The following is a 12,059-nucleotide window of genomic DNA, read 5'->3' on the forward strand; positions in this document are numbered from 1 at the left end:
GCGGGCGGCCGAGCGCCCGCGCCGAGCGGGACGCGAGCCCGTTCGCCGCCGGACCGTCCGGGCCGGGGATGCGCGGCCGCGAGGCGCGTCGCAGGGTGGACCCATGGCAAATCCCCCGATCGTCATCCACCGGCCGACCCCTTCGGGCGGCCGCCGGGTGACCGTGCACTACGAAGGCCGGGACGAGATACTCGGGCTGGCCCACAGCGACCACGACGTCACCGTGTTCCTGACCGAGGCAGGCCTGGAGGAACCGGACCGGATCCTCGACAACCCGGTCTGGGTGGAGTGGCGGGGCGGCAGGGCCCACCGCTACGAGGCGGCCTGAGCCGCCGCAGCGCCGCCGAGCAGGTCGTGGACCTCCTCGGCGCTGATCTCCCGGAACTCCTCCGCGAGCAGAATCCAGCGGGTGATACCCACGCATTGGAGGAACGCCAGGTCGTGCCCGGCGATGACGAGGGCGCCCTCGTAGGACTCCAGAGCGCTCGTCAGCTGCCGCACACTGGCCAGGTCGAGGTTGTTCGTCGGCTCGTCCAGCAGAAGCAGCTGCGGGGCGGGGGCAGCGCGCATCGTCGCCGCGAGTGCGGCCGGAAGCGTTCGCCGCCCGAGAGGGTGCCCGCGAGCTGCTCCGCGCGGGCACCCTTGAAGAGGAACCGGGCCAGCTGGGAGCGGATCTGGTTGTCGGTGGTGCCGGGAGCCGTGCGGGCGACGTTCGCGGCCACGCTCGACGTGTCGTCGAGGACGTCCAGCCGCTGCGGCAGGAACTTCAGCGGCACGAACGCCGTCGCCTCGCCGGAGCTCGGTGCGAGCTCCCCGGAGAGCGTGCGCAGCAGGGTCGTCTTGCCCGCTCCGTTGCGGCCGACGAGGGCGATGCGTTCGGGTCCCGTCACCTGGAGGCCGGCCTCACGCAGCCGGCCGTAGGGGAGGCTCAGGTCCCGTACGGTCAGGACCGTACGGCCCGCGGGTACCGCGGTGTGCGGCAGGCTGATCCGGATCTCGGCGTCCTAGCGGACGTCCTCGGCGGCTTCCTCCCGTCGCTCCCGGGCCTCGTCGAGGCGGTCCTCGTGCAGCCCGCGCAGCCGGCCCGCGGACTCCTGGGCGGAGCGCTTGCGCTCACCGGCGACGATGCGCGGGGCGCGCCTCTGGGCGTCCAGCTTCTTGTCGTGGCGTCGACGGCGGGCCACCTTGACTCGGGTCTCCTCCAGTTCGCGCCGCTGACGCCGTACGTCGGCCTCCGCGGCGCGCAGCGTGCGCCCGGCGGCCTCCTGCTGGGTGGCGAGGGCCTCCTGGTAGGCGGACCAGCCGCCCCCGTACCAGCTCACCGAACCGGAGCGCAGTTCGGCGATGCGGTCCACGCGCTCCAGAAGGTCCCGGTCGTGGCTGACGACGATCAGGATGCCGGTGTGCCAGGAGTCGACGGCGTCGTACAGGCGGCGACGGGCGAACAGGTCCAGGTTGTTGGTGGGTTCGTCGAGGAGGAGGACGTCCGGGCGTTCCAGCAGCAGCGCGGCCAGGCGCAGCAGGACGGTCTCCCCGCCGGAGAGCTGTCCGACGGTGCGGTCCAGTCCGACACCGCCGAGCCCGAGGGAGCCGAGAGTGGCCAGGGCGCGTTCCTCGACGTCCCAGTCGTCGCCGACCGTCTCGAAGTGCTCCTCCCGTACGTCTCCGGACTCGATGGCGCGCAGGGCTGCTCGCCGCGCCGCGATGCCGAGCGCCCCGTCGACGCGCAGGTCGGTGTCCAGGGTGATGTTCTGGGGCAGATGGGCGAGGCGGCCGCCGGCGGCGACGGACCCCGCGGTGGGCCGCAGCCGTCCGGCGAGCAGGCGCAGCAGGGTCGACTTGCCGGTGCCGTTGGCACCGACCAGGCCGGTGCGGCCGCGGGGGACGGTGAGGGAGAGACCGTCGAAGGCGTTCGTGCCGTCGGGCCACCGGAAGGTGAGCTGGGAGGCGGCCACGGAGGCGCCGGGTGCGGTGGGATGGCTCATGGGGTTCTCGCAGTCGCAGAAGCGGAAGAAACAGGGCTTCGTATGCGAACAGCACGCGGCGACCGGGCCGGAGACCGGAGGAAAAGGTGGGAGGAGCAGTCCTGCGGAGGCAAGGAACGGCTCGGCACCGAGGTCGCATCCACGCGGAAGTCACGGGCGGCAGATCTGCCGACAACGTCGTGACCAGGTACGGGCCTGGGCCGTACCGCGCGATGATCGCGGACCTCAGATGCGCAATGTCCACCTCTATCGGAGACAACAGGACCCGGTCAGGGTAGCGGAGGCTCTGCCCGGGCGTCGAGGACGTTTCCTACGGGGTGCTCTGCGGGGCCGGTGCGGGGGCCGGCTCCGCGGCGGCGGGTGTGCGCGGTGCGGGCAGGTGGGCGCCGGGCGGTACGACGGGGGTCCTGCGGATGGCGAGGGTGCCGAGGACGGCGGCGAGGCCCGCCAGGGCGAACCCGTAGGGCGGGGTGGCGCCCATGGGGTGGGTCTCGTACACCAGGGCGGCCGACAGCACGATCAGGATCGCGGAGACCCTGCCGTAGGGTGCGGCGGCGGCGATCACCGCCATGCCCCACAGCAGGTACCAGGGCTGGACCATGGGCGAGAGAGCGACCAGGACGAGCAGCGAGAGGCCCAGGGCGTGGGCGGGCGTCATGCTGCCCCGCATCGCGCGCCGGGCCAGCAGGACGATCACGACGAGCGCGGCGGCCAGGCCCAGGGTCTGCACGGCGGACTTGACCGGTGCCGGGTCGGTGCCCGCGAGCATGTGCAGCAGCTCTCCGAGGCCGAGGCCGAGGTCGCTGGGGACGGAGAGCGCGGTGTGGATGTTCGCGGCGACGCCCTGGGTGTGGAGCCAGCCGAAGCCGGTGCCGCCGATGAGCGTCGCCGCTCCCGCGACCGCGCACGCGACCAGGCCGGGCGCGAGGAGCCCCTTGGCCCAGCGGCGCGGCTGGGGTCCGGTGGCGGAGGCGTGCACGAGGACGCCGATGAACAGGAGCGCCACGGCCGCTGGGGACTTCACCATCATGGCGAGTCCGACGAGTGCGCTGCCGGTGATCCACCGGCCGCGCAGGGCCGGCACCAGTCCGGCGAGCATGAGGCCGATCATCAGCCCGTCGTTGTGCAGGCCGCCGATCACATGCATCAGCAGGAGCGGGTTGAGGGCGCCAAGCCACAGGGCGCGGCTCTCGCTGTGGCCGTGCTCGCGCGCCAGGCGGCGCAGCGCCCAGACGATCAGGATCAGCGAGGCGAGCGCGATGAGGCGCATGGCCAGGACGGCGGGGACGATCGTTCCGCCGGTGGTCCAGGCGACGGCGGCGGACAGCAGCAGGAAGAGGGGGCCGTAGGGGGCGGGGGTGTCGCGCCAGTGGTTGCCGACGCTCGCGGCCGCGTCGCCGCCGATGCCTCCGGGGTCCAGGGCCGAGGGGCCCACCGTGTAGACGTCGTGCCCTTCGACGACCATCGCGCCCTGGGCGATGTAGCTGTAGACGTCGGCGCTGTAGAGCGGGGGCGCGAGCAGGAACGGGGCCGTCCACCAGGCGAGGGTGACGAGGGTGTCGCGGACGGTGGAGGCGGTCCTGCCGTACTGCCACCAGGCGACGACGAGCGCGGTCAGTCCGAGGTAGGCGAGGACGGCCGCGGCCGCCTTCGTGGCGGAGCCGTGGTCGGTCCACAGGCCCCAGGGGTCGTGGGCCGGCAGCTTTCCGGAGAACCAGCCACCGACGGCGACCGCCAGAGATCCTGCCGCACCCAGCCGCCGGTGTCCGACCGCACTCATAGCCCACATGACCGGCCAACCTATCGGACGACTCGCCGGGCACCCGGGGGAGGTCGGGAACGCGCCGGGGCGGGGCTCGTCGAGGTCGGGGTCGGGGTCCAGGGCGGGGTCCAGGACGGGTCCGAGCGGCTCGCTCTTCTCGAACGGCTCGACCAGGACGTGCGCGACCGGTCTGACAGTGCGGGTCCGCACGGCCGCGGGCGGCCTGCCACCGCACCGGTCTTCGGCCGGCCGTCCGGGCGCTCCGCGCCACGGTGGCCAACGCGGCGCCCGCGTAAACCTGTTGGCGCGCGAAACCGGGCGTGCCAAGCTGCACCCGTAACGAAGGGGCGTAGCTCAGTGGCCAGAGCACCGGTCTCCAAAACCGCGCGTCGCAGGTTCGATCCCTGTCGCCCCTGCCCATCGCGTGCCGTCCGTCACCGCACGTCGCCGCGCCAGTCCCACTGGTGGCTGTCCGGTGCGCGCGGGCCGTACTCGGCGCGCCCGCCCGGTCCGTACGCACCGATCTCGGTGACCAGGCCGACGCCCTCGCGCAGGTCGGCCTCGCTCCAGTCGGTGACGTCCAGCAGCAGCCCGTCGAGCGGGCCGCCGACCAGCTCGCGGTAGTCGTGGCCCGGCCTCGGCCCGGGATGGGGATCGTCGTGATCGGTGCCGTACACCCGTCGCTGCCTCATCAGCTCGTCCATGCGGGCAGCATCCCACCGGGCACTGACAACGGCTCGGCACCAGCGTCCATCCGGCCCTTTCCCGGGCCCCCGCACGGCCCCGGGAAATTGGGTGAGCACGCGCCCGCGCGGTGTGGCACGCTCCGTCGAATGAGCCTTCCACCGCGTCTGTACCCTCTGCTGGAACAGTTCGACTTCGCCTGCGAGCGGCTCCTCGGCCGGCTGGCCGGCCCTTTCATGGACAGCGGCAACGGTGTCGAGATCGGCGTCACCGCGCTCGGCGACGACGAGTATCTCTGGGAACCCGTGCCCGACTGCTGGTCTGTCCGTCGCCGCCGCGACGGGCCCGGGGCCCGGGCGACCAGCCTGACGGGAGCCGGGGACTGGGGCCGGGACTCGGCGGACTCGCCGCATCCCTTCCCGCCGCCGTTCACGACCATCGCCTGGCGGCTGAGTCATCTCAGCGAGATGCTGACACTGCGGGCCGACCACACGAACGGCAGCCGTTCCCTGACGCGTGCGGGCTACCGCACCCCGGGGGACGCCGCCGGGGGCCTGGCCGTCTTCGAGGCCGGGGCCGCCGCCTGGCGCGAAGCCCTGCTCGCCGCCGACGACACGGCGCTCGACACCGTCGGACACAGCACCTACCCCAACGGCAGCGACGCCGAGGATCCGTTCCTCGACATCGTCTGGTGGGTCAACCAGGAAGTGCTGCACCACGGCGCGGAGATCGCCCTGATCCGCGACCTGTACCGCGCGCAGCACTCCTGAGCGGCGGGCCGGGCGGCCCCGGTTCCCGTCGAGGTCCGTCGGTCGCCGCAGTCGCCGCCCCCGGACCCCCGCCATATGATTCAGGGACCAACGCACCGCGGAGCAGCCCATGAACCGGCGTCGGACTCCCCGCTCAGTCAGCGCCGAGGACCTGCTCAACACCTTGCAGAACCTCACTGCCCGCGCTCGGCGGGAGGTGGAATTCCACCAGGCCAGAGTGGAACTCGCACAGGCCCTTCAGCGAGACATGCTTCCGGCGACGCTGCCCGCGCTCCCCGGCCTCCAGTCGGCGGCCCGCTACGCGCCCGCCCGGCACGGCCTGGACATCGGCGGCGACTGGTACGACGGATTCGCCCTCGCGGACGGTGCCCTCGGGTTCGCCGTCGGCGACGTCCAGGGCCATGACGTCGAAGCGGCCGCCTTCATGGGGCAGGTCCGGATCGCGATGCGTGCCATCGCGGGCACGGCGTCCGATCCCGGCGAGGTCATGGGCCGGACCAACGATCTGCTGCTGTCCGTGGGCTCCGGGCTCTTCGCGACCTGCACGTTCCTGCGGCTGGACCCCGCGACCTGGGAGTTGCACAGCGCCCGGGCCGGGCACGTGGCCTGCGTGTGGGCCACCGTGGACGGGCGGTCCGGCGTCACGGAGGACCCGGGCGGTATACCGCTGGGCATCCAGCCCCGGGAGGAGTACCCCGTCACCCGCCGAACCCTCGACTCGGACGGTGCGATCGTACTGCTCACCGACGGGGTCGTCGAAGGCCCGTCGCTGCTGATCGAGGACGGTCTGGACCGGGTGCGCCGGCTGGTCGCGGCGCACGCGGGGGCCAGCGCGGAGCTGCTGGCCGACGAGGTTCTGGGCGCGGCGGAGCTGACGGGCCACGAGGACGACGCCGCCGTACTGGTCCTGCGGCACGCCGCCGCCCGCCGCGGACCGCGGTGACGCCGGAGCGTGCCGCGCGTGTCAGCTGCCGCCTCCCGCCGAGGTCGGTGTCTGATGAGTGCTGTGATCCGCAGCAAGAAAGCCAGACGTCGGGCCGTGTACGTCGCGCAGGTCCTGGGTGTGACCGGGGCCTACTACCTGTCGGGGCGGCTCGGGCTGATGCGCCAGGTGGTGATCGACGGCGCGGTGGTCACGCCCCTCTGGCCGCCCACCGGTATCGCCCTGGCCGCGCTGCTGTGCCTGGGGGTGCGGGTCTGGCCGGGCATCGCGCTCGGCACGCTGATCACCGTCGCCGACATCGGGGACGCCTTCACCATGAGCCGTCTGGCGATCATGCTCGGCAACACCCTGGCTCCCCTGGCCGCCTACGCCCTGCTCCGGAAGGTGGGGTTCCGCAGTGAGCTGGTCCGGCTGCGGGACGGTATCTGTCTGGTCTTCCTGGGGGCGTTCGCCGGGATGCTGATCAGCGCCACCGTCGGCAGCATCACGCTGCTGGCCGACGGCAAGGTTCCGCCGGGCCGGTTCTGGCTGGTCTGGTCGTCCTGGTGGGCGGGGGACGCGATGGGGGTCCTGGTGGTCACCCCCGTTCTGCTGGTCCTGCGCCGGGTGCGGCGGCCCCGGCTGGACGACCGGTGGCTGGAGGCCGCCGTTCTGGCGGTGGTCGTGGTGGTGGCCGCACTGATCTCGACTCGCAGCTCGCTGTCCATGATCTACCTGGTGTTCCCGGTGATCATCTGGGCGGCGCTCCGCTTCCAGCTGCCCGGCAGCGCCCCGTGCGCCCTGGTCGTGTCGGTGTTCGCGATCATCGCCGGTACGGACTCGCTGGGGCCGTTCGCGGGCCACACCCTGATGGAGATCATGGCCAATCTGACGGTGCTCAACGCATGCGTGGCGCTGACCGCGCTGCTGCTCGGGGCGACCGTCGCGGAGCACAAGAACATCCGCCGGGAGACGGAGCACGCGGTCGAGGAGCTGGAGGCCCTGGTCGATCAGCTCGCCCCGCTGTCCGGACCGGGCGCGGGGCGGCCGTACGGGGACGGTCGGGAGCGCCCGCTCGGCGGTGGTTCGCACCCGGGGCGCTGAGAGCCCACCGGGGACGCGCGTCCCCGGTCAGTACGGCAGGGGGCGGCCGGACGGGGTGCGCAGATCGAGCGGGGGCGGCCCCGAGGGGGGCGGGGGACGACGGACGACGACTCGGATGCGGCCCATAGCCACCACCTCCTCCTGGTCAACCGGTATGTGCCCAGTCGGCGCGGCTTCACACTTCCTGTCGTCCCCGACGGCTCAGGGGCGCTCCTGCCGCCGGTGGCGCGCGGATGCGGGGCGAGCCCGGTGCGGTGACCCTTGATGAGTGGGGGTGAGCCGAGGAGGAGGACGCATGTCCGCACTGGACAAGATCAAGAAGATGTTCAAGGGCCACGAGGACCAGGTCGGCAAGGGTGTCGACAAGGCCGGAGACATGGTGGACGACCGGACCCAGGGCAAGTACAGGAGCCAGGTCGACACCGCCCAGGACAAGCTGAAGCAGCAGTTCGGGGCGGACCGCGACGAGGACGGACCGCCGCGCACCTGAGCCGCTCCGCGGTTCACCGGTCGGCCGCACCGCACCGTAGACCGGCTCCTGTCCCGTACACCCGTTCCATACACCTGTCTCTCGTACCTGCCCCGCGCACCGGTCCGTGCCACGGAGAGTGATCTGTGGCACGGACCGGTGCGTGTGGCGAAGGTTTTCGGGGCCGTCCGCCGGATTCTTGTTATCGTCCCGCCCGCACCGCATCTCCCGAGTGTGGGAAGTGACAGCACCGGACCCCGGAAGAGTGAGCACAGCATGGGCAAGGATCTCCCGACGGCTTTGATCTCCGCGGCGCGGAGCGGCGATCAGCAGGCCAAGGACCGGCTCGTCGCGGCGTACCTGCCCTTGCTGTACAACGTCGTCGGACGTGCGCTGGACGGTCATGCGGATGTCGACGACGTGGTGCAGGAGACAGTGCTGCGGATGCTCCGGGGCCTGCCCGAACTCCGTGAACCGGAGCGGTTCCGTTCCTGGCTGGTGGCGATAGCCATGAACGAGATACGCCAGAACTGGCGCGAGCGGCAGTCGGGGGCGATGCCCGCCGACCGGCTTGACGACGCGTACGACCTCCCGGACCCGCGTGCGGACTTCGTGGAGCTGACCATCCTGGAGCTGGGGCTGACGGGCCAGCGACGCCAGGTGGCGGAGGCGACACGGTGGCTGGACGAGGACGACCGCGCTCTGTTGTCCCTGTGGTGGCTGGAGACCGCCGGGCATCTGTCCCGCGCCGAGGTCGCCGCCGCCCTGGAGCTCACCCCGCAGCACACCGCCGTACGGGTGCAGCGGATGAAGGCCCAGCTGGAGGCGGCGAGGGTCGTAGTGGGCGCGCTGGCGGCCGATCCGCCGTGCGTTCTCCTGGAGGACCTGGTCGCCGGATGGGACGGGGTCCCGTCCGCTCTGTGGCGCAAGCGGCTGGCCCGGCACGCCCGTGAGTGCACGGTGTGCTCGGGGCACGGTTCGGGGCTGGTGCCCGCCGAGGGGCTGCTCGTGGGGCTGGCTCTGGTCCCGGTGGCGGCGGCCGCCGGGGCGGGCGCGGCGCCGGAACTGCTCGCCGCGGCCGGTCTCGCGCCGCTGGGACAGCTCCCCGCGGATGGTGTCCCACCGCTGGACCAGTACGTCACAACCGGTGCCACGGCACCCGAGCTGGTCACGACGACCGCGCATCTGCGGGTTCCGGGTGGCGCGGGCGCCGATGCTCGCGCCGATGCGCTGGGGACGGGGCGCGCCGAGCGCAGACGGGTGCAGGCCCGGCGCCGCCGCCGGAACTCCGCCATCGCGGCGGTGGTCGCGGTGGCGGCCCTGGGCACCGGCGGTGCGGCGGTGCACCTGTACACCGACGGCGAGGACCGGGACGCGACGACCGTCACCGCCGACGCTCCGGCCCCCCGTACGGAGGACCCCACGCCGGCCGCGGCGTCCCCGTCCGTGCCGGCCTCCCCGTCGGCGTCCGCGTCCCCCAGCGCCTCCGCGTCGCCGAGCCCTTCGCCTACGCCCAAGGCGAAGCCGAAGAAGAGCACCCCGCCGCCGCCCGCGCCCAGCTCCGCTCCCCGGGCGCCCAAGCCCACACAGCCCGCGCCCGCGCCGCCCGCCCCCGCTGGAACCGCCGCGCAGGTCACCGAGCTGGTCAACGCGGAACGGGCGAAGGCGGGCTGCGGGCCGGTGAGCGTCAACGACCTGCTCAACACCGCGGCCCAACGGCACTCCGCGGACATGGCGGCCCGCGCCTACTTCTCGCACACGTCGCCGGACGGCACGGACCCGGGCGACCGGATCACCGCCGTCGGATACCGCTGGTCCACCTACGGCGAGAACATCGCCAAGGGGCAGCGGACGCCGGCCGATGTGATGAAGGCGTGGATGAACAGTCCGGGACACCGGGCGAACATCCTCAACTGCTCCTTCAAGGAGATCGGTGTGGGCAAGCAGGAATCGGGCGACGGTCCGGTGTGGACCCAGAAGTTCGGAGCGCGCTGAGCCCCGGGGCCGGGCCGCCCTGCACCTGGGCCTGGCCCTGGCCCTGGCCCTGGCCCCGCGATCGCGCGGGACTCACCCGCTGATCCGGGTGAGCTGGCTGATCCGGGTGATCCGGGTGAGCTGGCTGAGCTGGCTGAGCTGGCCGAGCTGGCTGATCAAGGTGCCATCCGGTGGAGATGCGTTGGAATCACCTGCTCCACCTCGGTGCCGAACCGGACTCCACGCGCAGCCCGACGAACTCCCCCGGCAGATTCCCCTCCCGCCCCCGTGGACTGGAGCCTGCGCCACCCGCCCTTTGCGTCGCCGACCGTCGTCTGCCGCGCTGGGCGCGATGTTCGCCGGGATCAACGACCGGCCGGGCGGCCGCAGGTCGTCTGTCTCACGGATCGGCAGCCCCGCGCTGACGGGGGCGTCGGGGCTGCTGGTCGCGGTCGGGGGCGTAGTGGTGGGGGGCCGGGATGCCGTTGCGGAGCCGGGGTGGGGGGGGCGGGGATGCCGTTGCCGGAACCGGGATGGCGACGTTGCCTGCGGTTCCTGGCGGGGGCGTGCTGGGACCTGTTCCTGCGCCTTGCCCTGCCCGCATCGGTACGGGCCCGGCGCCGTCGGTCTGCTCCGCCCGCATCGGTCTGGTCCCTGCTCCCGTGTCTGGCCTGCCCTCATCGCGCCTCGGCGGGTCCGGACTGCCCCGCTCCGATCCGTACCTCTACGACGGGAGCTCCCCTACGACGGGAGAGCGAGGCGGTGGCTGTCTACGCGGCGGCGTTTCCGTACGGAGGGGTGCCCTGCGTCCCGCTGCCAGGGCCGGAACGCTCGGGGGCGGAGCTCCGCGCCTTGGACGACGCCCTGCTAGCGGCGCCGGGCGCCTTCGTCAGCCGGAACGGTCAGCCGTTGCGTACCAGCGGGGGCGCCCGGCCTCGTCCCGGCACTGCGGAGGGCCTACGGCCCGGCCACGCACGAGTACGGGGCCCGGGTCTCGCTCTGCTGCGCGGTGAGTACGGTGGTGGCCCTCGGCCTGGACCACGGGCACTGGTACGGGATGCCCGCCACCGCGGTGCTCCTGGTGAGGCCGGATTTCGGGCCGCTCGTACCCCGGGGACTGTGCCTGGCCGCGGGGACCCTGCTGGGAGCGGCTGCGTTCACCGGGTACTCCACGGCAGTGGGCGGTCCGTGGGCCGCGGTCGCTGCCGTCGCCCCGTGCGGCGCGCGCGTGATAGGGCGGTTGCCGCTGATACGGCCGTGACCCCAGCGCACCGCAATCTGCGGCATGTGCCGGCCCGACCCGGTGACGGTGTGCAGCGGGGTGCGCCGCGGCGTGACATCCACCGCTCGCCCGCCGTACGGCCGCTCCGGAGGGGTGACTGGTGCGCTGGAGCAGCTCGTGGACACGACGACAGCCTGTGCGGTGCAGCTCGACGACCGGACGGCGACACCCCCCGTCCCCACGCCGACGGCTCGCGGCGCTCGACCGGCACACCGGTCGTCCGCGCGCTGCGACTCCCTGTGCCCCCTAGGATGCGGCGATGATCACTGAACTGCAGTGCGTGGTCCTCGACTGCCGCGCCCCGAGGGAACTGGCCGACTTCTACACCTCGTTGCTCGGAGGGGAAGTCGACCGGCCCGACCGGCGGTGGGACTGCGATGCGGACTGGTCCACGCTGCACACGCCCGGTGGGCTCGTCCTGGCCTTTCAACGGGTGGCGGACCACCGGCCGCCCCGCTGGCCCGATCAGGATCCACCCCAGCAGCTCCATCTGGACTTCGGCGTCGCCGACCTGGACGAGGCCCACGAACAGGTATTGGCCTCCGGGGCGTCGTTGCTCGACGCGGGGGACGACCGGCGAGGCTGGCGCGTGTACGCCGATCCCGCCGGTCACCCCTTCTGTCTGGTACGCCACTGAGGGGCGGACCCGTGGAGCCCGCCCGGGCCCGGGTCATCGCAGAAACAGGGTCAGTACCGGTACTGCGTCACCCGAGGAACGGCATCGCCCCACGAACAGCGTCACCTCAGGAGCAGCGTCAGCACCGTGCAGAGGCTGGTGGCCGCACCCACCGTCACGGTAGCCAATGCGACGCAGCGGGTCCGCAGCCGTGCGTAGCGTTCGGAGTACTCCTCGCGCAGTTCGTCAGCTCGGTCGCGGATGCGAATGAGCGACTCCCGGGAAGCGTCCACCCGTTCGGTGGCGTACACGCGCTCCACGTCCTCGCGCTGTGCCGTGGTCAGCCAGGGCAGTTGATCGGTGAAGCGGCGTGCCTCCCGCCGTGCCCCTTCGACCTCGGCGTTCCACAGCAGAAAGCCTTCGAGCTGCGCCAGGCCCCGGGCACTCTCCTTGTCGGGTTTCACCCGTCCTCCTTGTCCGTCGGCCCGTCC

At 72.8% G+C, this 12,059-nt stretch carries 11 protein-coding genes, 1 tRNA gene and 1 pseudogene; 9 read left to right on the top strand and 4 right to left on the bottom strand.

The genetic code is table 11. From position 1 onward, the window contains the following. The first annotated feature begins 103 nt into the window (after window positions 1-103). The gene (locus ACZ5WC_RS18175; RefSeq protein WP_468541729.1) at window positions 104-328 is read left to right on the top strand and encodes a hypothetical protein; all 225 of its coding nucleotides are present in this window, start codon (window positions 104-106) and stop codon (window positions 326-328) included. On the opposite strand, the pseudogene ACZ5WC_RS18180 reads toward ACZ5WC_RS18175, so the two are convergent. Both ACZ5WC_RS18180 and mptB read right to left on the bottom strand, forming a co-directional pair. Then, window positions 313-1,985: pseudogene (locus ACZ5WC_RS18180) on the bottom strand (ATP-binding cassette domain-containing protein). The gene ACZ5WC_RS18175 and the pseudogene ACZ5WC_RS18180 sit on opposite strands and share 16 nt — an antisense overlap. 310 nt (window positions 1,986-2,295) lie before the next feature. Continuing rightward, window positions 2,296-3,774, bottom strand: coding sequence for a polyprenol phosphomannose-dependent alpha 1,6 mannosyltransferase MptB (gene mptB / locus ACZ5WC_RS18185; RefSeq protein WP_468542019.1), 1,479 nt, complete (start codon window positions 3,772-3,774; stop codon window positions 2,296-2,298). A 316-nt stretch (window positions 3,775-4,090) separates the two neighbouring features. Between mptB and ACZ5WC_RS18190 the strand changes: the two genes are divergently transcribed. Beyond that, a tRNA-Trp gene (locus tag ACZ5WC_RS18190) sits at window positions 4,091-4,163 on the top strand. 18 nt (window positions 4,164-4,181) lie between these two features. Here the strand turns inward: ACZ5WC_RS18190 and ACZ5WC_RS18195 are convergent. Further along, window positions 4,182-4,451 carry a hypothetical protein gene (locus ACZ5WC_RS18195; protein WP_096624138.1) on the bottom strand — a complete coding sequence of 90 codons (270 nt, stop codon included), beginning with the start codon at window positions 4,449-4,451 and terminating at the stop codon, window positions 4,182-4,184. Window positions 4,452-4,580: 129 nt separating this feature from the next. Between ACZ5WC_RS18195 and ACZ5WC_RS18200 the strand changes: the two genes are divergently transcribed. The 7 genes from ACZ5WC_RS18200 (at window position 4,581) to ACZ5WC_RS18230 (ending at window position 11,589) form a co-directional block, all read left to right on the top strand. Beyond that, window positions 4,581-5,201: a DinB family protein gene (locus ACZ5WC_RS18200; protein ID WP_468541730.1), complete on the top strand. Its 621-nt coding sequence runs from the start codon at window positions 4,581-4,583 to the stop codon at window positions 5,199-5,201. Window positions 5,202-5,310: 109 nt separating this feature from the next. Then, the gene (locus tag ACZ5WC_RS18205) at window positions 5,311-6,144 is read left to right on the top strand and encodes a PP2C family protein-serine/threonine phosphatase (protein WP_468541731.1); all 834 of its coding nucleotides are present in this window, start codon (window positions 5,311-5,313) and stop codon (window positions 6,142-6,144) included. Window positions 6,145-6,207: 63 nt separating this feature from the next. Next, on the top strand, window positions 6,208-7,227 hold the full coding sequence (locus ACZ5WC_RS18210) for an MASE1 domain-containing protein (RefSeq protein ID WP_468542020.1): 1,020 nt from the start codon (window positions 6,208-6,210) through the stop codon (window positions 7,225-7,227). A 295-nt stretch (window positions 7,228-7,522) separates the two neighbouring features. After that, window positions 7,523-7,717: an antitoxin gene (locus ACZ5WC_RS18215; RefSeq protein WP_468541732.1), complete on the top strand. Its 195-nt coding sequence runs from the start codon at window positions 7,523-7,525 to the stop codon at window positions 7,715-7,717. Window positions 7,718-7,972: 255 nt separating this feature from the next. Continuing rightward, window positions 7,973-9,691, top strand: coding sequence for a sigma-70 family RNA polymerase sigma factor (locus ACZ5WC_RS18220; RefSeq protein ID WP_468541733.1), 1,719 nt, complete (start codon window positions 7,973-7,975; stop codon window positions 9,689-9,691). A 1,036-nt stretch (window positions 9,692-10,727) separates the two neighbouring features. Continuing rightward, window positions 10,728-10,931, top strand: a complete 204-nt coding sequence (locus tag ACZ5WC_RS18225) for a hypothetical protein (protein ID WP_468542021.1) — start codon at window positions 10,728-10,730, stop codon at window positions 10,929-10,931. Between the two features lie 280 nt (window positions 10,932-11,211). Continuing rightward, the gene (locus tag ACZ5WC_RS18230; RefSeq protein WP_468541734.1) at window positions 11,212-11,589 is read left to right on the top strand and encodes a VOC family protein; all 378 of its coding nucleotides are present in this window, start codon (window positions 11,212-11,214) and stop codon (window positions 11,587-11,589) included. Window positions 11,590-11,690: 101 nt separating this feature from the next. Here the strand turns inward: ACZ5WC_RS18230 and ACZ5WC_RS18235 are convergent, their stop codons facing one another. Then, window positions 11,691-12,032, bottom strand: a complete 342-nt coding sequence (locus ACZ5WC_RS18235; protein ID WP_468541735.1) for a hypothetical protein — start codon at window positions 12,030-12,032, stop codon at window positions 11,691-11,693. Between the last annotated feature and the right edge of the window lie 27 nt (window positions 12,033-12,059).

It is taken from the genome of Streptomyces sp. NPDC033165, from assembly GCF_055577965.1.

Excerpts from the sequence above, each read along its gene's own strand:
- ACZ5WC_RS18175 (WP_468541729.1), top strand. The coding sequence starts at position 104 with ATGGCAAATCCCCCGATCGTCATCCACCGGCCGACCCCTTCGGGCGGC.
- mptB (WP_468542019.1), bottom strand. The coding sequence starts at position 3,774 with ATGTGGGCTATGAGTGCGGTCGGACACCGGCGGCTGGGTGCGGCAGGA.
- ACZ5WC_RS18195 (WP_096624138.1), bottom strand. The coding sequence starts at position 4,451 with ATGGACGAGCTGATGAGGCAGCGACGGGTGTACGGCACCGATCACGAC.
- ACZ5WC_RS18200 (WP_468541730.1), top strand. The coding sequence starts at position 4,581 with ATGAGCCTTCCACCGCGTCTGTACCCTCTGCTGGAACAGTTCGACTTC.
- ACZ5WC_RS18205 (WP_468541731.1), top strand. The coding sequence starts at position 5,311 with ATGAACCGGCGTCGGACTCCCCGCTCAGTCAGCGCCGAGGACCTGCTC.
- ACZ5WC_RS18215 (WP_468541732.1), top strand. The coding sequence starts at position 7,523 with ATGTCCGCACTGGACAAGATCAAGAAGATGTTCAAGGGCCACGAGGAC.
- ACZ5WC_RS18220 (WP_468541733.1), top strand. The coding sequence starts at position 7,973 with ATGGGCAAGGATCTCCCGACGGCTTTGATCTCCGCGGCGCGGAGCGGC.
- ACZ5WC_RS18225 (WP_468542021.1), top strand. The coding sequence starts at position 10,728 with ATGCCCGCCACCGCGGTGCTCCTGGTGAGGCCGGATTTCGGGCCGCTC.
- ACZ5WC_RS18230 (WP_468541734.1), top strand. The coding sequence starts at position 11,212 with ATGATCACTGAACTGCAGTGCGTGGTCCTCGACTGCCGCGCCCCGAGG.